We start from the raw sequence: 25,901 nt of genomic DNA, 5'->3' as shown, positions 1-25,901 counted from the left end.
GTGGCTTCGAGATTCCTCAGCCACCTTTTCTTGTTTACACAATGTATTATGATTGGTGGCACTCGTAGCCACCATTATATTTAAAATGCGTTGATTCCCGTTATATCAAGACCTGTAATAAGAAGGTGAACATCATGAGTTCCTTCGTAGGTTATTACTGATTCCAGGTTCGCAGCATGTCTCATCATCGGAAATTCTCCCATAATTCCCATTCCACCCAAGATCTGGCGCGATTCTCGGGCAATATCAATAGCCATTTTCACATTGTTTCTTTTGGCCATTGAAATTTGTGCAGGTGTTGCTTTGTGCTCATTTTTAAGATTCCCTAACTGTAAGCAAAGTAATTGAGCTTTAGTAATTTCCGTTAAAAATTCAGCTAATTTTTTTTGTTGCAGCTGATAAGATCCTATCGGTTTACCGAACTGTTTTCTTTCTTTGGAATACTGAACAGCGGTACAATAGCAATCAATTGCCGCTCCGATTACACCCCAGGAAATTCCATATCTTGCTGAATTTAAACAAGATAAAGGTCCTTTCAATCCGGTAACTCCCGGAAGAAGATTTTCTTTAGGAACTTTCACATTATTAAAAACCAGTTCCCCCGTTTTTGAAGCTCTTAAACTCCATTTATTGTGCGTTTCAGGAGTTGTAAAACCTTCCATTCCTCTTTCAACAATCAGTCCCTGTACTTTGCCTTCTTCATTTTTTGCCCAAACTACGGCAATATCGCACAACGGCGAATTGGTGATCCACATTTTGGCACCGTTCAGAAGATAATGGTCCCCCATATCTTTGAAGTTGGTTTCCATAGAACCGGGATCAGAGCCGTGATTAGGCTCGGTAAGACCAAAGGAACCGATCATTTCCCCGGCGGCCAGTTTCGGTAAATATTTTCTTTTCTGTTCTTCAGAACCGAATTTGTTGATCGGAAACATGACCAGAGAACTTTGCACGGAAGCAGCAGAACGTACGGCAGAATCACCTCTTTCAAGCTCCTGCATGATCAGCCCGTAAGAAATCTGATCCAGCCCTGAACCTCCGTATTCAACAGGAATATAAGGTCCTAAAGCTCCGATCTGTCCCAATTCTTTCATCAGGTTTGGAATATCGGTATGGTTTTGTGCTGCGTGGTCAATCTGAGGCATTACAAAACTTTCTACCCAATCTCGTACAGACTGGCGGATAAGTTTGTGCTCTTCGGTAAGTAAGGAATCAATCCCGTAATAATCGGGAATGCTTGTAAGGGAATAATATGACATTATATTTTAATTTTCCTAAAAATAAGACTTTTAGCTATTTTAGAGAAATTTTTTTGAATGTCTTTTTACAAGTTGATTTTTAATAGGTTATGACAGCTTTTTAGCTTAAAAATAATAAATCAGTTTTCCTCATCTTCGTTGGAAATAGGGTACTGATTGGTAGGATTGTAAATTCTGTTTTTAAACTTATACAGGTACGGTGCCTTATTGGCAGATCCGTCGTACAGTTTTTCAAGCCTGTCCAGAATATTAAGGCTTAAAATTTTACGCTGAAAGTTATTTCTTCTAAATTTCTGGCCGAGAATGGTTTCGTACAGACACTGAAGATCCTTCATCGTAAATTTTTCAGGAAGAAGATTACTTGCTGCAACTTCCGTATTGATATTCATTCTTAAATATTCCAGTCCGGTTTCAATAATTCTATCGTGATCGAAAGCCATTTTAGGTAAGTTGTTGACTTCAAACCACTCGCAGGTTTCATTGAAAGCATCGGGAAAAGTATTCGCAATAGAAAAATCGATAAGACTGCAGTAGCCTACGGTAATAAACCGCTGGAAAATCCAGTGGTCTTTCGGAACTTCAATACCTTTATTCCTCAAAAGAATCTGGTGAACATTATTCTCTGTTCTGTCGATTCTTCCGAATGTGTGAAATTGTTTAAGAAAAATATCCTTAAGATGCGTTCTTTCATGTAAAACCCTTTCCGCAGCTTCCCGCAGATCTTCATCATTAAATACAAAACCTCCCGGAAGAGACCACAAATCAAGATCGTGGTATTTTAAAAGCAAGACTTTAAGGATATTGTTATGAAAACCGAATATGGTGCAGTCGACAGATACGTGTGCTACAAAATCTTTTGTATCAATAAGTTCCCGGAGTGTTTCCTTATTTTTTTCGGTGTTCATTTTCATGGTAGTAAAAATAAAATTATTTTCTAAATTTCTTTATCTGCAAATCTAAAATAAATTAAACTAATTGTAAATATCACAATAACAGCAGATAAGATGTACAGCGGATAGAAAGTCAGCAGTTCATTTCCGAATAAAACAGCCATAATGATAGAGCTTACGGAGCTTCCTAAAGATGAAAAAATAACAATAAGTGAGGTAAAAAGATTCGCTTTTGCCTTATCGATCCGGGCAATCATTTTTGAATTGATAACAGGGTAAAGCGGGGCAAGAAATAATCCTATTACAGGAAACAGAAACAGAAGGACCCGTGAGTCTTCGGTATCAAAGAATTGTATTCCGATGATGACGATCAGTACCATGACAATCAATGATATGCATAAAAGATAATATTTGGATAATGAAAATCTATGAATAATATTTGCGGTAATTGTTCTTCCCACATAAGAAAATAGTGCTAAAAATGAAGAAGCCTGCAATGCAAAAAAAGAATTGACTTTCAGGTGTTTCTTATAAAAGGAAGGCAGCCAGGAATTAAAGCTCTGTTCAACAAATACAATAGAAAAAATAACCGCCAGAAATATAATTAATGTTGGGTTAAAGATTTCCGAAAGATCTTTCACAATATGATCTTTCCCTATTCTTTCCGACTCTGAAACGGGAAGTCTTGAAAATAAAAAGATCGTAACAGCACATAACAGGGAAACCGATAAAAATCCGAATTTCCAGAATTGTGAATACTGACTGGAAATAAGCCATCCGAAACCGATATTCACCATAAAAATCCCTATCATGAAAGATGCTTCCACACTGTTCATGGTTTTGGCGAGGGCTTTTTCTTCTGAAATATTATTCCTGATAATCCCGAAAACACATATTTTACCGATTGCAAAACAGGTTCCTATGATCGCAAACCACAATCTGTAAAACCAGAATACTTCTACAAATGGTAAAATAAGTGAACAAATCCCAACAATTGTTAAAGCCAGAATAAGTGATTTTTTTGTTCCGAATCTGCTGATAAAATTTACGGCAAAAAGTGAAATAAATGCAATTGGAAGATCTTTGAATGATTCTAAAAAACCAAGTTTCTCATAGGTAACTTTTGCCTCTGAAAGCTGGAGGATAACGATACCCATACAATTCAGCACCATCGAAAAAATAAGAAAAGTAAGTCGCAGCGGAAGTGAAATTTTTGAAAGTTTGGTTGTCATTTTGGGGACGGTTATCATTAAAATTTTAACAAAAATCAGCTATTTAAAGATAAAAATTATGCCTTTAAACCCCCAAAAATAAACGAAAAATTAAAATAATTATTAATAAAATGTTAAATAAAAGAAAAAAAATATATTTTTATTGTCTCAATTTGAGAATTAAAAAACTAACTGTATATGAATGTAAGAATATCTAGAAGTTTGGGAATGGTTGCAGTGCTTTATTTTACTGCCAATTTCAATGCCCAGAACACAAAGAATGACACCCTCGGGAAAGAGCAGAAAATCGAGGAGGTTGTAATGATCGGTTATGGCACTCAGAAAAAGAGCAACGTTACCGGTGCTATTTCAAGTATCAAGGCAAGTGATATCGAAAATATTCCTGCCGGAAAACCTGAGCAGGTACTTCAGGGTAGAGCTGCAGGGGTCAATGTAATCACCAATTCAGGGCAGCCTGGTTCATCGGCAACGATTCGGGTGAGAGGTATTACCAGTTATTATTCCAATAATGATCCTTTGTGGGTGGTAGACGGTATTGTAGTAGATGGTATCGGATGGCTGAACCAATCGGATATTGAGAGCATGGAGGTTCTTAAGGATGGTGCTTCTTCTGCAATTTACGGGGTATCAGCCGCAAGAGGGGTAATCCTTGTAACCACTAAAAAAGGAAGAAGAGGAAGATTAAATCTTTCTTATAACGGATCTTACGGTACGGCGAGTGCATCCCGAAAGCTGGACCTTTTAGACGCAACACAATATGCAACAATCCTGAATGAAGCTTACGTAAACGGAGGACAAAACCCTGTTTTCCAGAATCCGCAGTCTTTGGGCAGTGGAACAGATTGGCAGAATGTTATTTTTGGAACAGGAGAAAGATCAAACCATGAAGTAAGCATCAGCGGAGGAAATGAAAAATCCACATTTTACGGATCTTTCGGATATTTTGATCAGACCGGGATTGTTTTAAGTGATATCTCATATTACAAAAGATTAACGGGACGTTTAAACTCAACGCATAAATTAACAGACTGGTTAACCATAGGACAAACTTTTGCCTATACGCATACAAAATCTCAGGGAATTAATTCCAACGGTGAATTTGGAGGACCTTTAAGTTCTGCCGTGAATCTGGATCCTACAACTCCGGTAGTTGTAACTGATCCTGCTGTGGCAAACAGCAACACCTATTCAAATCCGAATATTGTAAGAGACCCTTATGGAAATCCTTACGGTATTTCAACGCTGGTAGGTCAGGAAATGTCTAACCCGCTTGCCTTCAGATATACGCAATTAGGAAATTCAGGATGGTCTGATGATTTTATTGCCAATATTTTTGCAGAAGTGAGATTTTTAAAAGATTTTACATTTAAATCGTCGATTAACGGTAAAAAAGCATATTGGGGCAACCAGAACTTTACTCCGCTCTTTTATCTGAATCCTAACTACAGTAATCTAAATTTCAACAGCTTAAGCAGAACAACACAGCAAAAATTGGAGTGGAGTTTTGAAAATACTTTAACCTGGCAGAAAAGATTCGGAGATCATAACCTTAATGTTTTGGCGGGTACGGGATATTACGAATATAACATCGGTTTCGGGCAGACAGTAACCCATACCAATCTTCCTATCAGCAGTTATCAGGATGCTTCTTTCAATTATTTTATTCCTCAGGATCAAAAGAATGTTAATGCATGGGATTATATCAATACGCACAAAGCATCTTATTTTGGTAGAGTTGTATATGATTATGCTAACAAATATTTATTCACAGGAACCATAAGACGTGACGGATCCTCTAAATTCGGGTCTAATAATCATTGGGGAACATTCCCTGCATTCTCTTTGGGTTGGAACATAGATAAAGAAAATTTCTGGCCGGAAAATAAAATTGTCAATACCTTGAAATTACGAGGAGGATACGGAGTATTAGGAAATGATGGTATCGGCGATTTCCTTTTTGCCAATTTTTATGTACCGGGAGCAAATTATACCAACGGGAATAACGTAATTATGCCTGGATATATTCCAAATACGCTTGCAAACCCTGACCTGAAATGGGAATCAACATCACAGCTTAACGTTGCCGCAGATATTAAATTCCTGAATAACTTCAATTTAACGGTTGATTATTATAAAAAGAAAACTTCAGATATCCTAAGACAAGTTCAAATTCCTGGATATGTAGGAGTAACAGTAGCACCTACAGCCAATATTGGTGACATGGAAAACGAAGGGGTAGAAGTTGAATTAGGATACAGAAAAAACTGGACAGACTTTGGTGTTTCTGTTAACGGAAACTTTGCATACCTTAAAAACACGGTTACAAGTTTGGAATCAGGAAGATTATATATCGACGGACCAGGCTTCCAGTCTATGGGACCTGTTTCCAGAATCCAGGTAGGGGAATCATACGGTTCTTTCTATGGATATAAAACATTGGGAATCTTCCAAAATCAGGATCAAATTAACGCATACAGAAACGCAAGCGGACAATTGATTCTTCCTGATGCGAAACCAGGAGATTTCATTTGGGCGGATACTAATGGTGATGGGAAAATAACGGATCTGGATAAAGTAAATTTAGGAAATTCGGTTCCGAAATATACCTTCGGTATGACGGTTAATATGAATTACAAAAACTGGGATTTAATGGTATTTGCACAAGGACAGGCCGGAAATAAGATTTTCCAGGGACTGAGACGTCTTGATATCTTAAATGCTAACTACCAGACTGCTATCTTAGACCGTTGGACTGGTGAAGGTACTTCCAACACTACGCCAAGAGTAACAACTAATGACACTAACCACAACTATACATGGATGTCCGATTATTATCTGCAAAAAGGAGATTATGTAAGAGTGAAATTAGTACAGTTAGGATATACTCTTCCACAAACAATGACGCAAAACTTTGGAGTAAGCAAAGTGCGTTTTTATATAACGGCAGAGAATCTTTTCACATTCACGAAGTACACAGGATATGATCCTGAAATTGCTGCCGGTGACAGCTTTGGTATTGACAGAGCATACTATCCGCAGGCAAAGACTTTCCTTTTTGGAGCAAATATCACATTCTAAATTTTACTTACAATGAAAAATAAAATATATAAAATAAGTATAGCAGCATCATTATTAATAGGCACAGGACTCATAAATGTTGCTTGTACTACTGATAATCTTGAAGATGTAAAAAACCTGGGGGCATTCGACACCAATAACTTTTTTCGAAATGAACAGGAGTGTTTCTTTGCGCTTGTAGGAGCTTATGATCCTGTAAGAAAGTATGCAGCAGGATTTGAAAATATGGTCACTTTTTTCAACGCAGGGTCTGATGATTTCTATGCCGGGGGAGGAAGTGCCACAGACGGAGCAGGAATTCAGGGGCTATCAAACTATCAGCTGAATCCTAACACAATGCCTGCAAGCTATTGGAGAGATTACTATCAGGGTGTTTCAAGAACAAATGTCTTGATTGAGAAGGTTCCTCAGGCAAATATGAGTGACGCCATTAAAAAAAGATTTGTAGCAGAATCCAAAACATTAAGAGCATTATATTACTTCGAACTGGTGAGAATGTTTGGTAATATTCCGTTGATTCTTAATGAAATTAAGGCTAATGACGATTATTATAATATTCCTCAGGCTCCTAAAACAGCAGTTTACGCTCAAATAGAGGCAGATTTGCTTGCTGCTATTCCGGATCTCCCAATGACCGTTTCAGGAGATCAGAGAGGAAGATTTACGCAAGGGGCCGCCAGAGCTTTACTTGGAAAAGTATATTTGTATGATAATAAAAAAACGGAGGCAGCAGCTCAATTTGCTGAAGTGAACGGAACCCCGGGAGGAACAAGCCAGTATGGATACAAACTGGTATCTGATTTTGCCAGCCTTTGGGTAACGGATAATAAATTCACTTCAGAATCTATTTTTGAAGTGATGCACACCAACAAAGGAAACTCAGACTGGGGATTCTGGGGACAGGGTAATGATGAAGGAAACTCTATTAATATCATGGTCGCACCAAGAGGATATACCAAGTCTGCACCAACAGCGCCGGATGTAGTTGCCGGCTGGGCATTCAATCCTATTACAACAGATCTTTACAATTTCATGCAGGGAGATCCGAGAATGGGTGCTACTATATTAAATGTAAAACAGTTGAAACAGGAAGGTAAAGCAGATTATTCTCCTGCTTACATGGATTCTGGATACTTCCTTAATAAATTTATGCCTACAAAAGATGAAGTAACCACATTGCCGGGAGCTTCAGAATTAAATTACCGTCAAAACTACATCTACATTAGATTAGCAGATACCTATTTAATGGAAGCTGAAGCGCTTAACGGTACCGGAGCAAGAGCACAGGCACTTCTGGATGCGGTAAGAGCGAGAGTTGGATTATCTTCAGTTCCGGTGACTTTACAGGCGGTAAAAGATGAAAGAAGAAGAGAACTTGTTGGAGAAGGACACAGATGGTTTGATCTGGTAAGATGGGGAGAAGCATCGGCTAAGTTAGGTTCAAGAGGATTTATCGCAGGCAAAAATGAAATTCTTCCGATTCCTTACACAGAACTTACAGGAACAATCCTAAAACAAAATCCTGGATATTAATTTAAAACTACATAAAACATGACAACTAAATATATTGGTAAAGCGTTATTATTAGGTGCTGCAGCATTATTTCTTGCAAGCTGTACACCAGATACCGCAGATGATAACGGAAACGGACTTACGCAGGGCAGCGTAGACGCATCTTTTAAAGTTTCTAAAACAGCTGAAAACAGATACAGACTTACAACAAATGCCAATAATTATATTACCACAAAATGGAATATAGATGATGAAGGATACAACATAGGAAAAAATATTCAGGATATTTTTCTTCCTGATAAAGGAACTTATGTGATACAGCATCAGGCATATGGAATAGGAGGTGTCCTTGCAGGTACGGCCAGCCAGACGATTACCGTTCCGGCAGATGATCCTGTAGCCGGAAACATTATTCAGGGAGGAAGATTTGATTCCGCGGATGATGTTTCAAAATGGACCATACATCCCATAAGTTCTTCAGGAGCTCAATGGATAATGGGAAATGGTACGGGCGTAGCAACCATTGTAGCAAACGGTGGAAATCAGCAGGCAATCTATCAGGCTGTAAATGTTGTTGCCGGACAGAAATATGCAATCGATATGGTGGCATCATCCAACTCAGCTTTAGTAGATACCTGGTTTGAAGTGTATATGCTGAACAGCCTACCTCCTGCGGGTCAGGACGTAAGCGGAAAAGTGTATAGAAACATTAACACATGGGACGGATGCGGAAAATCTGCTTTTAAAGGAAGAGTTTCGTCAATAGGATGTAACGGTGACAAAAACGGTGGGGTATACACAGCAACAACAACCGGAACAGTTTATCTTGTTATTAAATGCGGAGGAACTACAGTCAACGGTCTGAGTATTGATAAAGTTGAACTAAGAAGAACACAATAAACTTTTCCAAAAATTTGATATGAACTCACAATATTCATATAGTTTCTTATTCAGAAGTGCTGCACTTTGCGGTGTAGCGCTTCTTTCTTTTTTAAACTGCAGCAGCACATCTTCGGATCTTGCAAATAATAATGATAACTCCGGGAACAACGGAGGGGGAGGTGCCACGGGAGATCCTGTACAGGTATGGCTTACCAAAGGAGACCAGTCTGTAAAATTACAACAACAAAGTACCGCCTACTTTTCAGGGAGTCAGAGCTCAGGAACAACCATTGAAGTGGATGCTTCACAGGTATTTCAAACTATTGACGGGTTTGGATATACACTAACGGGAGGAAGTGTGCAGGTAATCAATCAGCTGAATGCAGCCAAAAAACAGGAACTTCTAAATGATTTATTCAGCAGCTCGGGAATCGGAGTCAGCTATTTAAGAATCAGCATTGGCGCTTCAGATCTTAACAGTGAAGTTTTTTCCTATGATGATATGCCGGCAGGACAGACAGATCCTACATTGGCACAATTTAGCTTAACGAAAGACCAAGCGGTTATTCAGATGTTAAAAGATATTCTGGTAATTAATCCGAATATTAAAATATTGGCTACTCCGTGGTCGCCACCAGTTTGGATGAAAGACAACGGAAGCAGTGTAGGAGGAAGCTTAAAGCCTGAATTTTACGGAGTGTATGCACAATATTTCGTGAAATATATTCAGGCCATGCAGGCGCAGGGAATCAGGATTGATGCCATAACGCCTCAGAACGAACCTTTACATCCGGGCAATAATCCGAGTATGTATATGACTGCGGCCAATCAGGCTGCTTTTATTAAAAATAATTTAGGACCGGCTTTTCAGGCTGCAAATATCACGACAAAGATCATTGCTTACGATCACAATTGTGACAATCCTGCTTATCCTTTGGCAATATTGAATGATTCTGCAGCAAATCCTTATGTTGACGGATCTGCATTCCATTTATATGCCGGAGACATTTCCGCATTGGGAACCGTTCACAATTTGTTTCCTAATAAAAATGTCTATTTTACAGAACAATGGACCAGTTCTACAGGAAATTTCGGCGGAGATTTGGATTGGCACACAAAAAACATTATTATTGGATCAATGAGAAACTGGAGCAGAACAGCTTTGGAATGGAATGTTGCCAATGATGCATCATTCGGGCCTCATACACCGGGCGGTTGTACGCAGTGTAAAGGTGCGGTTACCATTACCGGATCTGCAGCGTATGATAAAAATGTTGCCTATTATATTATTGCTCATGCTTCAAAATTTGTTCCTGCAAACTCCCAGAGAATTGAATCTACACAAGGGGATAATCTTTCAACCGTAGCTTTCAAAACTCCTGCAGGAAAAACGGTTTTAATCGTTCAGAATAGCAATTCAGTGGACAAGGCATTTACTATTAAATATAATGGAAAAACAGCACCGGTAACTATTTCAGGAAGCTCAACGGCGACCTATGTTTTTTAAGTTTAATATGATTATCTGAAATTTGTAAAGAATAAAAAACTTTATGTTCTTTGCTGAGCAAAATGTCTTTGCAGAATTTAAAAGCAATGGAGACAAAACTTTGCAAGTTTTGCGTTAAAAAAACAGCGAACAATAGGTAATCAAAAAATAATTTATAAATGAAAAGAGTTTATTTCTTCATGGCAATTACAGCCTTTGGAATCAATGTATTCGGACAGAAGACCAACGATCAGAAAGTTTCTGAACTGTTGTCTAAAATGACGTTGGAAGAAAAAGTAGGACAGTTGGTTCAGTACAGTGGTTTTGAATATGCAACCGGTCCTCAGAATTCCAATTCTGCAAATGTTTTAAATGAAATAAAACAGGGAAAGGTAGGTTCCATGCTTAATGTTGCCGGCGCCGGGGAGACCCGGAAATTTCAGGAATTGGCTCTACAGTCAAGGTTAAAAATTCCTTTATTATTCGGGCAGGACGTTATTCACGGATACCGAACAACATTTCCGGTAAATTTAGGGCAGGCAGCAAGCTGGGATTTAGCATTAATTGAAAAATCGGAACGAATTGCTGCGACTGAAGCTTCTGCATACGGAATCCACTGGACTTTTGCACCGATGGTAGACATTGCCAGAGATCCGAGATGGGGAAGGGTAATGGAAGGTTCCGGAGAAGATACCTATTTGGGAACACAGATCGGGCTTGCAAGAATCCGCGGTTTTCAGGGAAAAGGACTCGGAAATCTTGATGCGATCATGGCCTGTGCAAAACATTTTGCGGCATACGGAGCGGCAGTTGGCGGGAGGGATTATAATTCGGTAGATATGAGCTTGAGACAGCTTAATGAAACCTATTTACCTCCTTTCAAAGCGGCTGCAGAAGCCGGTGTTGCCACATTTATGAACTCTTTTAATGACATTAACGGAATTCCTGCTACAGCAAACAAATATATTTTAAGAGACTTATTAAAAGGGGTATGGAATTTTAAAGGTTTTGTTGTTTCAGATTGGGGAAGTATTGGCGAGATGATTCCTCACGGTTATGCAAAAGATAATAAGGAAGCTGCAGAAAAAGCGATTCTTGCCGGAAGCGATATGGATATGGAAAGCCGAGCGTACATGGCGGAACTTCCAAAACTGGTTCAGGAAGGAAAAGTGGATCCGAAGCTTATTGATGATGCGGCAAGAAGGATTCTGGTTAAAAAATTCGAAATGGGATTGTTTGATGATCCTTACCGTTTCAGCAGTGAAAAAAGACAGAAAGAGCAGACCAACAATCAGGAAAACAGAAAATTCGGAAGAGAATTCGGTTCAAAAAGTATTGTTTTACTGAAAAATGAAAAGAATATTCTTCCGCTGTCAAGATCAACAAAAACCGTTGCTTTAATCGGACCTTTCGGAAAGGAGACTTCAGCAAATCATGGATTCTGGTCGGTTGCATTTAAAGATGATGATCAAAGAATTGTGACACAGTTCGACGGGATTAAAAATCAATTGGATAAAAATTCAACCTTATTATATGCAAAAGGCGCTAATGTTGATGATCAGGACCGATCAATGTTTGCAGAAGCCGTGGAAACGGCTAAAAAAGCTGATGTTGTGATTATGACGCTGGGTGAAGGCCATGCGATGAGCGGTGAAGCAAAAAGCCGAAGCAATATTCATTTTTCAGGGGTTCAGGAAGAACTTTTAAAGGAAGTTGCCAAAACCGGGAAGCCGATTGTTTTAATGATCAACGCAGGAAGACCTTTGGTATTCGATTGGGCGGCAGACAATGTTCCTGCAATTATGTACACCTGGTGGCTGGGAACGGAGGCCGGCAATTCTATTGCAGATGTACTTTTCGGAACAGTAAATCCGGGAGGAAAACTTCCGATGACTTTCCCAAGAACAGAGGGACAGATTCCGGTGTATTATAATCATTACAATACCGGAAGACCTGCAAAAAACAATACGGACAGAAATTATGTTTCGGCATATATTGACTTGGATAACGATCCAAAGTTTCCGTTCGGATATGGATTAAGTTATACCCAGTTTAAATATGCTGATATGAATCTAAGTTCTACAAATCTTAAAGGAAATCAGACTTTAAAAATCAGTGTTAATGTTTCCAACAGCGGAAATTACGATGGGGAAGAAGTAGTTCAGCTTTACATCAGGGACCTGTTTGGAAAAGTGGTGCGACCTGTAAAAGAACTGAAACGCTTTCAAAAAATCTTCATCAAAAAAGGTGAAACAAAAACCGTTACTTTCAATCTTACTCCCAATGATCTTAAATTCTATGATGATGAATTAAATTTTGACTGGGAAGGCGGCGAATTTGATATTATGGTAGGAACAAATTCACAGGATGTTCAGACGAAAAGAATTAATTGGTTAAAATAATACTATAGTTTACTTACTAAGAGCGGGATAAAACCCGCTTTTGGCGGTAGAAGACTACACGTTCTACAAAATCCATTTTATGAAAATCACATCTCAATATATATTTAATTTACTGATCGGGGGAGCACTTGCTTTTTCTATGGTGAACTGTACGGCTAACAAATATCCCGGTAAAAAGCTGGTCTGGTCGGATGAGTTTAATTATAAAGGTCTGCCGGATTCTACCAAGTGGAACTATGATGTTGGCGGACATGGTTTCGGAAACGAAGAATCTCAGTTTTATACCAAAAACCGACTGGAAAATGCAAGGGTTGAAAAAGGGAATCTGATTATCGAGGCTAAAAAAGAAAACTGGGAAGAAAGTAAATATACTTCTGCAAGGCTTCTCACTAAAGGTAAATTTTCATTTGAATACGGAACTGTTGAAGTGAGAGCCAAACTTCCGAAAGGCCGCGGCACGTGGCCTGCAATCTGGATGATGAGCGAAAAGATGAAAACCTGGCCGGATGATGGGGAGCTGGATATTATGGAACATGTAGGATATAACCAGGGATTTATTCACGCGTCGGCACACACCAAAAATTACAATCATAAAATCAATACTCAGAAAACCGATACGATCTTCGTGAAAGATGTCAGTGAAAGATTTCATGTATATAAAGCCGACTGGACCCCGGAAAAGATTGATATCTATGTTGATGACAAAAAATTTTTCACCTACGAAAATAAAGAAAAAACATACGGAGCATGGCCTTTCGACCAGCCTTATTTCCTAATCCTGAATGTTGCAGTTGGAGGATTTTGGGGTGGATTAAAAGGTATTGACGATACCGTTTTCCCTCAAAAATTTGAAATCGATTACGTAAGGGTATATCAGGATAAATAAATTCTTCAGTGAAAAGATTTCTCAAAATTTAAAAGTGAATAGAAAAAAGAAGAAGAAATACATGAAAAAGCTAATTGTAAGTTGTTTTGTGATAGGAATTGCCTGTAATATAAATGCACAAAGCTACTGGAAAAAGAATGCGGGAAAATCGGCAAAAGTTGTTTTTACCCATTCTGAAACCAACAAAAAAATGGTGGATAAGGGAACGGTGAAATTTGAAAAAATGCCTCAACCTAAAGAAACGGATGCCTGTATTTTTGTGGATCCCGACTTTAAATATCAGAAATTAATAGGAATCGGAGGAGCTATTACGGATGCTTCCGCCGAGACTTTGTACAAACTTCCAAAGAATAAGCAGAAAGAAATTATGGAAGCATATTACGGGAAGAACGGACTGGGTTATACCGTTGTTCGTACCAATATGAATTCATGCGACTTTTCAAGCGATTCGTACACTTACGTGCAGGATAACGACAATACTTTGAAGACGTTCAACGTAGCACACGATGAGAAATATAAAATCCCGATGATTAAGGAAGCGCAGAAAATGATTGGTAAGGATTTTACCTTTTACTTTTCACCCTGGAGTCCGCCGGCGTGGATGAAATCAAACAGGAGCATGCTGAAAGGAGGAAGGCTTGAAAATGCTTTTTACCAGACCTGGGCAGATTATTATATTAAATTTATCAAAGAGTATGAGAAAAGAGGCATCAATGTTTGGGGATTAACGGTGCAAAATGAGCCGATGGCCACGCAGACTTGGGAATCCTGCATTTATACTGCTGAAGAGGAAGGCGAATTCCTAAAAAATAATCTGGGACCGACACTCTGGAAAAATGGGTATAAACATAAAAAAGTAATGATCTGGGATCATAACCGCGACCTGATCTACCAACGGGCGACCACTACTTTAAGCGACCCTGAAACTTCCAAATATGCCTCCGGAATCGGATATCACTGGTACGAAACCTGGAACAATAAAACACAGCTTTTTGATAATCTATATGAAACACAGAGAGCTTTTCCGGATAAATTTTTGGCTTTTACAGAAGGCTGTAAAGAACAGTTTGACCTGTCTAAAATTGATGATGTTAAACTGGGAGAACTTTATGGAAGAAATATGCTGAATGACTTCAACAAAGGAACGGCTTTATGGACAGATTGGAATGTTCTCCTGGATGAAACAGGCGGACCGAACCATGTAGGAAATTTCTGTTTTGCTCCGATCATTGCAGATACCAGAACGGGCGAAGTTCATTATACTTACGAATATTATTATATTGGCCATGTCTCGAAGTTTATCAAACCGAATGCGCAGCGCATCGGGACCTCATCAAACCGGGCAGCACTTACTTCCACAACATTTATGAATGAAAACGGGCAGTTGGTGACGGTAATTATGAATGACTCCGATACGGATATTGACACTAACCTCTGGATTGAAGGAATGGCGGCAAAACTTACTGCTCCGGCACATTCGATACAGACTGTAATTTTATAAAACTCTTCATATTAACATTATTTTTAAAGTTTCGGCGGCACCAAAGGTGCCGCCGAAACTGTTTTACAGAGTAAAAATATTAGCCTTTCTCTAGTTCCAGCCATTCCTGTATGGTGGCTTCACTTCCAATTCCTTTTATATAATATTTCGCTCCTTCTTTTTTTATGTAAAATACACCAGAAGATGTACAGTTGTCTTCTTTATCGTTGTAAGATAATTCAAACATATTGTTGTTTTCTCTTACAAGATATTTTCCGTTACATCTTATAGGTTCATGATAAGTATTTGTTTCCAATATCGCTTCATTGCCTCTTTTAAATGAATAACTGATGGAAGCCATTCCCCGCAAAGGTAGCTTCTGTTTCAACATGATATTATAAATTACCGTCAATACCTGAAAGATTAGAACTTTTATTATTACTCAATGATACATTTGCTTTATAATATTTAAACGTTTTTGAATCATCATAGGTTACTTTTATTCCGATATAATTATCACCGAACCAGACTACATCTTTAGTATTAAAATTATCTGAAGAAAAACTGCGGTATTCCGTGAATGTCTTATCGCTGTTAATTTTCAGAATACCTAAAAAACTTTTATTTTTATCATACATATCATTGTAACAGTACGCTAAATATTTTGTATTGGGAGAAACAACAGGATTTTCTACTTTGTTATCGCCCGGCGATACAATGCTGCAAACAGAAGGGTTCGTTGCGTTAATCAGGTTAAGTTCACTAAAACCTAAATAATCGGCTATACTATTTGCGGAAAAAGCGTACATATGTAAAGACGGATAAAATCCTAAATAATCATATTGGGTTTCTCCTTCTTTCAATGTATTGGACAATTTTTTTAATTGAAGAATTTTATCATTTATTTCTAATATATAATTACCATTTCTGGATGGTAATGGTAAACTTGTAATGGGATGGGCTATGCTTTTCAGATTATCATATTCATTTTTGGTAATTTCGGTAAAATCCAATAAAGGCAGCGTTTCAAACTTTTCTTCAAACCCTACCTCAAAATGTTTTAATTTTTTAACATCAACGATTTCCTTTTGAACGATGGGTTCTGATATTACTTTCTGCTCTTTGGTACAGCAGACAAGAATTGTTGATGCCATAAGAATTTGTGCTATATTTCTCATTCGTAATTTGCAATAAAAAAAACCAAAGCAGATTATACTTTGGTTCACATATTTAAAATGATATCATTTATTGTTCAGTATCATATTTATTGATTACTTTCTGCGTTACGCCGGAACTGCTGAATCCACCGTCGTGGAAAAGATTCTGCATGGTTACTTTTTTTGTAAGATCAGAGAATAAGGTGACGCAGTAGTTGGCACAGTCAAGAGCCGTAGCATTTCCAAGAGGAGACATGTCTTCAGCATATCCAAGGAATCCTCCAAAGCCTTTCACGCCGCTTCCCGCCGTTGTAGGAGTAGGAGATTGTGAAACCGTGTTTACACGAACTTTTCTTTCACCCCAGTAGTTTCCGAATGTTCTGGCAATACTTTCAAGATACGCTTTGTTGTCAGACATATCATTGTAATCCGGGAAGGTACGCTGAGCAGCAATATAGGTAAGTGCAAGAATGCTTCCCCACTCATTCATACAATCTTTTTCCCATGCTACACGCATTACTTTATGGAAAGAAACGGCGGATACATCCCAGCCTTTTTCCAACCAGTCATAATTCATTTCTGTATAATGTTTCCCTTTTCTCACATTTACGGACATTCCGATGGAGTGGAGGATAAAATCGATTTTACCAAATTTTGCAACAGCGGCATCAAAAAGTTTCTCCAAATCCTCAATGGAAGTGGCGTCAGCTCCAATTACTTCAGATCCTGTTTTTTCTGCTAACGCATTCAGTTCTCCCATTCTCATAGCGATAGGAGCATTAGACAAAATAAATTCAGCACCTTCTTCATGACATCTTTCTGCAACTTTCCATGCAATTGATTGTTCATTAAGGGCCCCAAATATAATTCCCTTTTTGCCTTTAAGTAAACCGTATGACATATTTTTAATGTTTATTAGTTTACAAATGTAGCAATATTTTGTATTTATTACATCATAAAAAACGGAGCCTCTTGTAAAAAGACTCCGTTTTTCTTGAAAATATTTATATGACTGAAATTAATTTGTTTTCTTATTCCATTCTGCCTTTACATCTTCTGCTGCATCTTTGGTTTTTTCCCATGCTTCATTGGCTTTGTCTTTTACATTTTCCCATGCATCAGAAGCATTGTTCTTTACCCTGTCCAGCCAGTCTTCATGTCTTGCTTCTTCATCATTGGCTCTTTTTTCATTAATATAATCTTTTGCTCTGTCTGCAAGCTCCTCAACTTTCCATTTCGTGTTGTCCGCTGCATTTTTTAAAGAGTTTTCAGTGTTATCTACTGCGTTTTCTGCTTTGTTGTATTCTGAATTGTTCATAATAAAAATATTTTAGTGATGTTATGATTAAAACAATAACTATTCCTAAAATTGTGGTATACTGTTAAACTTTTCATAAAAAGAAATAAATTTATTTATAAAATATTTTCATAGTTGATTTATAATTTGTTGAGAATATTTATATTTGTTATTAATACAAAAACACAAAATGAAAAAAAACAAATATTCTAAAGTAATAGCTGTTTTTATATTATTATTTAAATTCAGTTATAGTTTTACTCAGGTTGGAATAGGCACTACTACGCCTGCGAATTCTTCTATCCTTGATATCACTTCCGGAAACAAAGGAATTCTTATACCAAGAATTACCCTCCTCTCTACCACAGATGTTACTACCATATCATCGCCGGCTGAAGGATTGCTGATCTGGAACAACGGCCTTGGTGGCGTTTCTCCTTCCGGATTTTATTTCTGGAGTAATTCAAAATGGAACCAGATTGCTACGGTCTCTACTGTTTTACCAAGTTCGGGAAATTGGAGTACATCAGGAAATAATGCGGGAAATTACGGAGGTAATGCTACCAATCTTTCTATAGGAACATCAACTTATGATGATCTCATCTTTAAAGTAAATGCTTCTAATATTGGGAAATTAAGTGTAGATGGATCAATAAGTTTTGGCAGCTCTGCAAGTTCAAAATATCAGGCAACAGCTATCGGTTACAATGCTATTGCAGATAATAATGAATCTGCCGCGTTCGGTAAAAATGCGTTTTCCGGAGGTTACAGATCTCTTGCCTTAGGTTTTGCAGCAAAAACCAACAGTAATAATGAAACAGCGGTGGGCAATAATACGCTTACATCAGGACAAAATTCCACAGCATTGGGTTCCGGAGCCTCTGCAAATGGTCAAAATTCTACGGCAATAGGTTACAATGCTTCAACATCTCAGCCTAATGCGATTGTTTTAGGAGATAGCAATGCAAATGTGGCAATCGGAACCGGCACACCCAATACTGCAGCAAAACTAGATGTTAATGGCCAGTATAAGTTGGGAAATAAAGGGACAGTGCAAAAGAACCAAATCAGTTTTGAAACGTTCCCTTCGGTTTCTATAACCAATCTTCCTGCAGGAAAAACTACAACAATGGATATTCCTATTCCGCCGGCTTTGGTGATGACTTCAACTAAAGCAACCATTATTGTTACACCGGCAAATGATTTTGCAGGAAATTCTACATTCTCGATATCAAATCCAAGATTAACCTCCGTTTCAAACATTACCATTAATCTTACCAATATTGCAGGTAACGCTGAAAGTCTGAATTCAGCACATTTTTATGTTACGATTAATGAATTTTAGATTATATTTTGCTTTATTGTGTAATTAATAAATGTATGTTGTCAATATTAAAATCGAATATCTTACAATAATTACTGTCTTTCAGTTTCAAAAGTGAATTTGTAATTTATTCTTGACCTAAATTGAGTTCGTATTAGTAATATTTTAATAATTCTAACTTATTTTTGAGATATAATAAATTTTAGTATGTTTGAGCTTTAAAAGGTTAAACTAATAATACTTTATGAAACTTAAATTACTACTCTTCTTATTTTGTGCTGTATGCATAAAACTTTTCTCTCAGCCTTATTACGGAAAGCAAAATACTAAAGATTTACCTAAAGCTGAATTCCTTTTGGCGAACGGTTCTACGGTAAATGCTTTTTTTGTCGGCTATACGTATCCGAACGGAACCTATCCCGGTTTTTTTGATAAGGATGATATTTATAATTTTATTTATAAAAAAACAAAAACTTCAGAAGATGAAAAATTTGGGGCAGATGAAGTAAAGATGTTGAAAATTTATGATGAACATGATGATGTCACAAGCACAATAGAAAGGCTGGACATGAAATATATCGATAAAGACGGTAAAGTAAATGATAAAAGAAAAAGATCTTTTCAGCCATTGCTTTATGATGGTAAAATACAGATCTATGGTTCAAATATGAAAATGTGCAGCACTGTTTCGTGTAACTATGTTTATTCTCAGCTGTATATCAGGAACGCGAAAGATGAGTTCGCCGTTATGCCGGTAGATTATGACAAGTTGGGACTTTTTGCGGGTTCATTATACGAAAAGATGGTGGAGGCTTTCAGATATGCCGGCCGTGACTGTCAAGAATTTCAGAAATATATGGACACGTTTGAGGCAAAAATTCAAGACAAAGAATTTAAGAAAACAATGAATGCCAAATTTAAAGATATCCGCAAAAAAGCTTTTGATGAAGGCAAGAAAGACAAGCTTGGCCACAACGCAACCCAGGAATTATTAGGAGATTATATGCTTCAGGCTTATTTGGAATTCTATGGCGGCATTATAAAAGAATACGAAAAGAATTGTCCGTACTAAAACATAAAGGATTGCAGAAACGCAATCCTTTTTAATTTATTTGATGATTCTTTCCAAAACCCATTCAATAAGGTTTTTTTCAGAAGCGTGATGATCTGATGAAAACTCGCCGCGCCTCCTGTTGGCAATGACATTATTTACCGTAATGGCTTTATGGCCTAATAATTTTGAAAACGCATAAATTGCAGAAGTTTCCATTTCAAAGTTAGTGATGCCCAGGTCGTTTAATGTTTCGAGGAATTGATCATCCAGAGCTTTTAAACGAAGCTGTCTGCCCTGAGGTGCATAAAAGCCGGGAAATGTCGCCGTATTTCCGTGGTACTTCGCATCTTTATATAATTCGCCAAGTTCCTCAGACCATTCGGAAAAGTACAGCATCGGTTTTATTTTTTCATAAGGGAATTTTTCATAAAAGTTTCTGGAGAATTCGTTTTCAAAATGGTAATCCTGGTAAAAATGCATTAAACCGTCTAATCCAACTACATTTTGTGTTACCAGCATATTATCCACCTGAACATCAGGATTTACACTTCCGCAGGTTCCCATTCTGAAAAGCTTTAGAGAAGTATGTTCGGTTTTGAATTCTTTTTGTTTAAGGTCAATATTCACCAGAGCATCCAGTTCATTCATTACGATATCAATATTCTCCGTCCCGATTCCCGTTGACATCACAGTGATTCTCTCACCACGAAGCGTTCCGGTATGGGTATAAAACTCTCTTTTATTTTTGCGGACTTCCACCGTGTCGAAATATTTCGAAACCTTGGCCACACGGTCGGGATCCCCCACGAGAATGATTTTTTCAGCAATATCTTCCGGTAAAAGATTAAGGTGATAAACGCTTCCGTCTTCGTTCAGAACAAGTTCTGAAGCAGCAAGTTTATTGAGCATAATATGTTTTTATTTGAATTAAAGTTTGTATTAAATCTTCCCCAAATGTCCTATTATCATTAAATCATCGGTATAGAAACCGTTTGTTTAGTTCTGAATATGATTTTGGGGTTTAAAATTAATAAAAATTCCCTTATCTGAAATGTAAACATTATTTAATTCAAATTTAAAATTGGGGTAACCTCCGAAGCTTGTTCTATTAATAGTTTTGCGGAAAAAAATTAATGAAGTTTTATCCTTTGGCTGTTCTTTTTGTGATATTAGGATTTGCAGTAATGTCTTTCAATCCTTCCCATAAAGGCTTTAAAAATGAAAATTCTGTAATTCATGAAGGTTTATCAGATTTTAAAACCAGACTCAGCCAATTGAAATCCGATGCTTATGGTTTTTCCGAAAACAGAATAACGCTTGAAGATTTACGCAAAACATTAAAGGAAACGAGAAACTCATTCAAAGAAGTAGAGTTTTATGTAGCCTATCATTATCCTGAATTTACAAAAACACACCTTAATGCTGCTCCGTTATTTCATATTGAAGCGGCCGGAACAACTTCCTACACACTTCCTCCGGAAGGCCTCCAGGTTTTGGACGAGCTGGTGTTTTCAGATGAAGCCGAAGAGAACAGGGAAGAAATAAAAACCATTACCGATTTCCTTTTCAACAGCTATGCAAGCTTCTATTTAAGTTCCCTGAAAAACGGCCTTAGTAAAGGAAATAATAAAACATTGCCGTTAAGAATTGAACTCGTCAGGATATATAGTCTTGGCGTGACAGGTTTTGATACGCCGGGGTCTTTAAATATTTCCGAAGAAACCCTGCATGCCTTTTCAGGAATGAAAAAGTATATTCAGGATGATCCTTATTTTAAAAATTACAACACGGAAAAAGCTGACCGATTGTTGTCAGCAGGCATTGCTTACCTTTCAGAAAATACAGATTTTGAAACATTTGACAGGATAGAGTTTTACAAAAAAATAATTCAGCCTTTATATCAGGAACTGGGAAGCTGGGATGGAAGAACGGATGATTTGAAAGAATTTTCCGGATGGAATGCCGGAAGCAAAGATTTTTTCAGCAGCGATTTTCTTGATCCTTATTTTTACACTTTGCTGAAAAAAGATGAAGATAATGAAGCGTTAAGAAATTTAGGAAAACAAATTTTCTATGATCAGAATGTGAGCGGCAACGGTAAAATGAGCTGTGCCACATGTCACCTTCCCGAAAATGCTTTTACGGATCTGAAATCTAAGTCGCCGAGCAATGTAGACGGAAAAACCGTACTGAGAAATTCTCCGGCACTCTACAACGCTGTTTTTGCCAAAAGATTCTTCTATGATTTAAGGGCTTTTTATCTTGAGCAGCAGGCAGAACATGTTATTTATAACAAAGACGAATTCAACACCAGCTATGACAATATTATTAAGAAAATAAATGCAGATCCTGAATATAAAAAAGCCTTCAGAAAAGCTTTTAAAAAAGAAAATATCAACCGTGAAAACTTTTCAAAAGCGTTGAGTTCTTATGTTGCTTCCCTTTATTCTTATGAGAGTGATTTTGATAAATTTATGAGAAATGAGAAAGAAATTTCTAACGATGCAAAAAAAGGATTTAACCTGTTTATGGGAAAAGCCAGTTGCGCAACCTGCCATTTTGCACCGAACTTTTCAGGTCTTGTGCCGCCATTTTTTAATGAAAATGAATCTGAAGTACTGGGCGTAACCTCAAAACCGATTGATCACAAGCCTCTTGAACTTGATGCGGATAAAGGAAGAATAAACAGCCCGGTAAGAAAAGAAAATTCCTGGATTTATGAAAATTCTTTTAAAACCGTAACGGTAAGAAATATTGCCCTTACCAAACCTTATTTTCACAACGGGGCTTTCAACAGTCTGGAAGAGGTTCTGGAATTTTATAACGAAGGCGGCGGGGAAGGATTGGGATTGAAAATAAAAAACCAGACGCTCGCTCCTGATAAATTAAACCTTACTCAAACGGAAATTAAGCAGATTATTGCATTTCTTAACTCCTTAACGGATATCAGCAAAGCAAAGCTTAAATAAAAGTAAGCATACTATTGTCATATAAAGTTTTGTTGGCTTTTGTTTTTCAGCATTAGCTTCAACATTATCTTTTGCATCTTTTGCGGTAAATTTTTTTCTCCCCCTGATCTCACGGATTCCGCAGATTTTTTGAATTTATAATTGTTATGATATTTTAAAACATCACGCTTTTCATTCCGGAAAAATCTCACCATAATTTATATAAAGTTTTGTTGGCTTTTGTTTTTCAGCATTAGCTTCAACATTATCTTTTGCATCTTTTGCGGTAATTTTTTTTCTCCCGCTGATCTCACGGATTCCGCAGATTTTTTGAATTTAAAATTGTTATGATATTTTAAAACATCACGCTTGTCATTCTGGAAGAATCTCAACATAATTTATATAAGGTTTTTTTGGCTTTTGTCTTTCAGCATTTAGCTTCAACATTAATCTTTACATCTTTTGCGGTAATTTTTTTTCTCCCGCTGATCTCACGGATTCCGCAGATTTTTTGAATTTAAAATTGTTATGATATTTTAAAACATCACGCTTGTCATTCCGGAAAAATCTCACCATAATTTATATAAAGTTTTGTTGGCTTTTGTCTTTCAGGATTTAGCTTCAATATTAATCTTTTGCATCTTTTGCGGTTAAAAGAAAATATGATTATTGTAGGTGATGTAACATTTCCTTAACCTGATTAACGTTAAATTTTCCATTAATTAATATTTCGAAAGAATTATTTAAACTCCTATTAATAGGCTCTTCATCGCAATAAAATAGATTTGCAGAGTCTAATAAATCGAAATTTAAAATGAAAAGAAAACTACTAACAGTTGCAGCTCTTGCAATGGTTTCGGGTACATTGTTGAATGCCCAGACTTTTATCTTCAACAAAAATTCTTCCTGGAAGTATAATGATGCTAATACGGCATTGGCAGACCAGTGGAAAAATGCAAACTTTGATGTTACGGCATGGCCGCAGGGGAACGGTCCGTTAGGATACGGAGATCCTGTAACCACACAAACCAATACAGGATTAATCACGGCTTATTTTGCAAAAGATTTCACCGTTAACTTAAATGATCTTTCCTCAACAATGGAGCTGGGTGTGATGAGAGATGACGGAATTGTAGTCTATCTGAACGGAGAAGAAGTGGTAAGAGACAATATGCCTACAGGAACAATCGATTTTAATACTTTATCTTCAACAACTATAGACGGATCTGCAGAAAGCGTATATAACGTATTTTCAATTCCAAAATCTAAATTTGTAAACGGAAACAACAGAATTTCCATCGAATTACATAACAGAGGCGCTTCAAGCTCTGATTTAAGAATTGATGCTTATCTGAAAACAACCACAACGGTAACTCCGGTTCCTTGTAACGCCAATCATATCAGCTGCTTTACATCTATCGTTCCTACTGCTCAGACCAACAAATTGATCATTCCATCAGAGCATAAATATCAGCTTATCCTGAAAGAAGGGGACAGCTATACAGAGGGAGGAGGATTAGTAGGAGGTCTAAATGATTTTACAGGATATGTAGCTAAAAATTCAAGCAGCACGAACGGTTACCTTTCCGTAAACCACGAAACAAACCCGGGAGGTGTTACGATGGCGGAAATCAACTATAACCCGACTACTAAATTGTGGCAGCTTACAAGATCAAGAGCGGTAAGTTTCTCTGCACCGAGCCTTGTTCAGACCATCAGAAACTGTTCAGGAGGGGTTACACCTTGGGGAACGATCATTACAGCTGAAGAACAGACAACTTCCAACGATGTCAATGCCGATGGAATGAAGGATTACGGATGGCTGGTAGAAATTGACCCGGCAACGGCTCAGGTAATTACTCAGAATACGGATGGTTCCAAAGGAAAACTTTGGCAGATGGGAATCATGAACCATGAAAATGTAGTGGTTAACAATGCCGGAACAGTAGCTTACTATGGTGAAGATGGAGGAACAAATAAAGTCTACAAATATGTAATGGACACACCGAATGACCTTTCTTCAGGAAATCTGTATGTTTTAAAATTAGATCAGGGATTAAGCAGTGGAGATCCTGTAGCGACAACGGCAACATGGGTTCAGGTGCCTAATAAAACAAAAGCAGATCAGAATAATACAGCTTCATTAGCAAATTCTCTTGGAGGAACTTCTTTCAATGGAGTGGAAGATGTGGAAATCAGTCCGCTGGATGGTAAAATCTATTTTACGGCAAAAGGATTAAACAAAGTGTACCGGTTAAAAGATGACGGAACAACCGCTTCTGAGGTAGAAACTTTCGCAGGTGGTCTTACAACAAACTATTCTTTCGAAACCGCTCAGGGAACAAAAACGGAAGCGTGGGGAGATGGAAATGATAACCTTACTTTTGATGAGCTAGGAAACCTTTGGGTGCTACAGGACGGTGGTAAAAACTACATCTGGGTAATAGCTCCGGATCACACACAGGCGAATCCTAAAGTAAAATTGTTTGCTTCCATGCCTGCAGGTTCAGAGCCAACCGGACTTACCTTCACACCAGATCATAAATTTGGATTTTTCTCCATTCAGCATCCGGATTCTACCATTTCTACGGATATTGACGCCACCGGAAACACCATTGATTACAGAGGGAAATCTGCGACAATAGTAGTAGCTCTGAAAAATGACTTGGGAACAGCCGGTTCTTTAGGAACCATTGAAGCACAGCCAGAAAATACGGTAACTGTTGCACCGAATCCTACTTCAGGAATCGTAAAAATCAATTCTCCAAAAGGGTTGAAGAATATTGCAGTAACAGCTTACAGCATAGATGGAAAAATTGTTTTCAATCAGAAATATTCGGGATTGAATAAAGTTTTGGATTTGGATTTTACCAATCAGCTTAATGCTTCAAGAGTTTTAATTCTGAACATCGAAGCAGAAGGAGGATTCCAGCAAACCGTAAAATTGCTGAAGAAATAAATTATTAATATTTACATTACTGCCGGTAATCGATTGATTGCCGGTAGTTTTTTTA

Annotated in this window: 19 protein-coding genes; 11 read left to right on the top strand and 8 right to left on the bottom strand. The window is 37.5% G+C overall.

All coding sequences use genetic code 11. From position 1 onward, the window contains the following. Positions 1–80 precede the first annotated feature (80 nt). From BUA76_RS01680 to BUA76_RS01670, 3 genes are all read right to left on the bottom strand, one after another. Positions 81–1,259, bottom strand: a complete 1,179-nt coding sequence (locus tag BUA76_RS01680) for an acyl-CoA dehydrogenase family protein (RefSeq protein ID WP_072883054.1) — start codon at positions 1,257–1,259, stop codon at positions 81–83. Between the two features lie 119 nt (positions 1,260–1,378). Beyond that, positions 1,379–2,164 carry an NUDIX hydrolase gene (locus tag BUA76_RS01675; protein ID WP_228408437.1) on the bottom strand — a complete coding sequence of 262 codons (786 nt, stop codon included), beginning with the start codon at positions 2,162–2,164 and terminating at the stop codon, positions 1,379–1,381. Positions 2,165–2,193: 29 nt separating this feature from the next. After that, positions 2,194–3,381: an MFS transporter gene (locus BUA76_RS01670; protein WP_072883048.1), complete on the bottom strand. Its 1,188-nt coding sequence runs from the start codon at positions 3,379–3,381 to the stop codon at positions 2,194–2,196. A 177-nt stretch (positions 3,382–3,558) separates the two neighbouring features. Between BUA76_RS01670 and BUA76_RS01665 the strand changes: the two genes are divergently transcribed. The 7 genes from BUA76_RS01665 (at position 3,559) to BUA76_RS01635 (ending at position 15,128) form a co-directional block, all read left to right on the top strand. Then, the gene (locus BUA76_RS01665) at positions 3,559–6,459 is read left to right on the top strand and encodes a SusC/RagA family TonB-linked outer membrane protein (protein ID WP_072883045.1); all 2,901 of its coding nucleotides are present in this window, start codon (positions 3,559–3,561) and stop codon (positions 6,457–6,459) included. Positions 6,460–6,471: 12 nt separating this feature from the next. After that, positions 6,472–7,992 carry a RagB/SusD family nutrient uptake outer membrane protein gene (locus BUA76_RS01660; RefSeq protein WP_072883042.1) on the top strand — a complete coding sequence of 507 codons (1,521 nt, stop codon included), beginning with the start codon at positions 6,472–6,474 and terminating at the stop codon, positions 7,990–7,992. 18 nt (positions 7,993–8,010) lie between these two features. Further along, complete coding sequence (locus BUA76_RS01655) at positions 8,011–8,871, top strand: hypothetical protein (RefSeq protein ID WP_072883039.1); 861 nt, start codon at positions 8,011–8,013, stop codon at positions 8,869–8,871. Positions 8,872–8,890: 19 nt separating this feature from the next. Continuing rightward, positions 8,891–10,360, top strand: a complete 1,470-nt coding sequence (locus BUA76_RS01650) for a glycoside hydrolase family 30 protein (RefSeq protein WP_072883037.1) — start codon at positions 8,891–8,893, stop codon at positions 10,358–10,360. Between the two features lie 158 nt (positions 10,361–10,518). Continuing rightward, entirely contained in the window at positions 10,519–12,741 is a 2,223-nt protein-coding gene (locus BUA76_RS01645; RefSeq protein WP_072883035.1) for a glycoside hydrolase family 3 N-terminal domain-containing protein, read from the top strand. Between the two features lie 79 nt (positions 12,742–12,820). Then, positions 12,821–13,627 carry a glycoside hydrolase family 16 protein gene (locus BUA76_RS01640; protein ID WP_072883032.1) on the top strand — a complete coding sequence of 269 codons (807 nt, stop codon included), beginning with the start codon at positions 12,821–12,823 and terminating at the stop codon, positions 13,625–13,627. Positions 13,628–13,688: 61 nt separating this feature from the next. Beyond that, a complete protein-coding gene (locus BUA76_RS01635) occupies positions 13,689–15,128 on the top strand; it encodes a glycoside hydrolase family 30 protein (protein WP_072883029.1) in 1,440 nt (479 codons plus the stop codon). A 79-nt stretch (positions 15,129–15,207) separates the two neighbouring features. Here BUA76_RS01635 and BUA76_RS01630 read toward each other — a convergent pair whose 3' ends face one another. The 4 genes from BUA76_RS01630 to BUA76_RS01615 all read right to left on the bottom strand — a co-directional run bounded on the left by BUA76_RS01630 (position 15,208) and on the right by BUA76_RS01615 (position 17,582). Next, positions 15,208–15,498 carry a hypothetical protein gene (locus BUA76_RS01630; protein ID WP_143149836.1) on the bottom strand — a complete coding sequence of 97 codons (291 nt, stop codon included), beginning with the start codon at positions 15,496–15,498 and terminating at the stop codon, positions 15,208–15,210. Between the two features lie 4 nt (positions 15,499–15,502). Next, entirely contained in the window at positions 15,503–16,285 is a 783-nt protein-coding gene (locus BUA76_RS01625; protein ID WP_072883024.1) for a hypothetical protein, read from the bottom strand. A 67-nt stretch (positions 16,286–16,352) separates the two neighbouring features. Beyond that, entirely contained in the window at positions 16,353–17,165 is an 813-nt protein-coding gene (locus BUA76_RS01620) for an enoyl-ACP reductase FabI (RefSeq protein ID WP_072883022.1), read from the bottom strand. 117 nt (positions 17,166–17,282) lie between these two features. Further along, entirely contained in the window at positions 17,283–17,582 is a 300-nt protein-coding gene (locus tag BUA76_RS01615) for a hypothetical protein (RefSeq protein WP_072883019.1), read from the bottom strand. Between the two features lie 169 nt (positions 17,583–17,751). On the opposite strand from BUA76_RS01615, the gene BUA76_RS01610 reads away from it, so the two are divergent. Then, positions 17,752–18,906, top strand: coding sequence for a hypothetical protein (locus tag BUA76_RS01610; RefSeq protein ID WP_072883017.1), 1,155 nt, complete (start codon positions 17,752–17,754; stop codon positions 18,904–18,906). Between the two features lie 223 nt (positions 18,907–19,129). Further along, on the top strand, positions 19,130–19,957 hold the full coding sequence (locus tag BUA76_RS01605) for a hypothetical protein (protein ID WP_072883015.1): 828 nt from the start codon (positions 19,130–19,132) through the stop codon (positions 19,955–19,957). A 36-nt stretch (positions 19,958–19,993) separates the two neighbouring features. Here BUA76_RS01605 and BUA76_RS01600 read toward each other — a convergent pair whose 3' ends face one another. After that, a complete protein-coding gene (locus BUA76_RS01600; protein ID WP_072883013.1) occupies positions 19,994–20,848 on the bottom strand; it encodes a nucleoside phosphorylase in 855 nt (284 codons plus the stop codon). A gap of 224 nt (positions 20,849–21,072) precedes the next feature. Between BUA76_RS01600 and BUA76_RS01595 the strand changes: the two genes are divergently transcribed. Both BUA76_RS01595 and BUA76_RS01590 read left to right on the top strand, forming a co-directional pair. After that, a complete protein-coding gene (locus tag BUA76_RS01595) occupies positions 21,073–22,908 on the top strand; it encodes a cytochrome-c peroxidase (RefSeq protein ID WP_072883011.1) in 1,836 nt (611 codons plus the stop codon). Positions 22,909–23,701: 793 nt separating this feature from the next. Next, positions 23,702–25,846, top strand: a complete 2,145-nt coding sequence (locus tag BUA76_RS01590) for an alkaline phosphatase PhoX (RefSeq protein WP_072883008.1) — start codon at positions 23,702–23,704, stop codon at positions 25,844–25,846. Positions 25,847–25,901 lie beyond the last annotated feature (55 nt).

Origin of the sequence: Chryseobacterium takakiae (assembly GCF_900129385.1) — a bacterium.
Taxonomy (GTDB): domain Bacteria; phylum Bacteroidota; class Bacteroidia; order Flavobacteriales; family Weeksellaceae; genus Chryseobacterium; species Chryseobacterium takakiae.
Note: the sequence above shows the minus strand (reverse complement) of the source record. Positions and strands in the feature narration are given on the sequence as shown.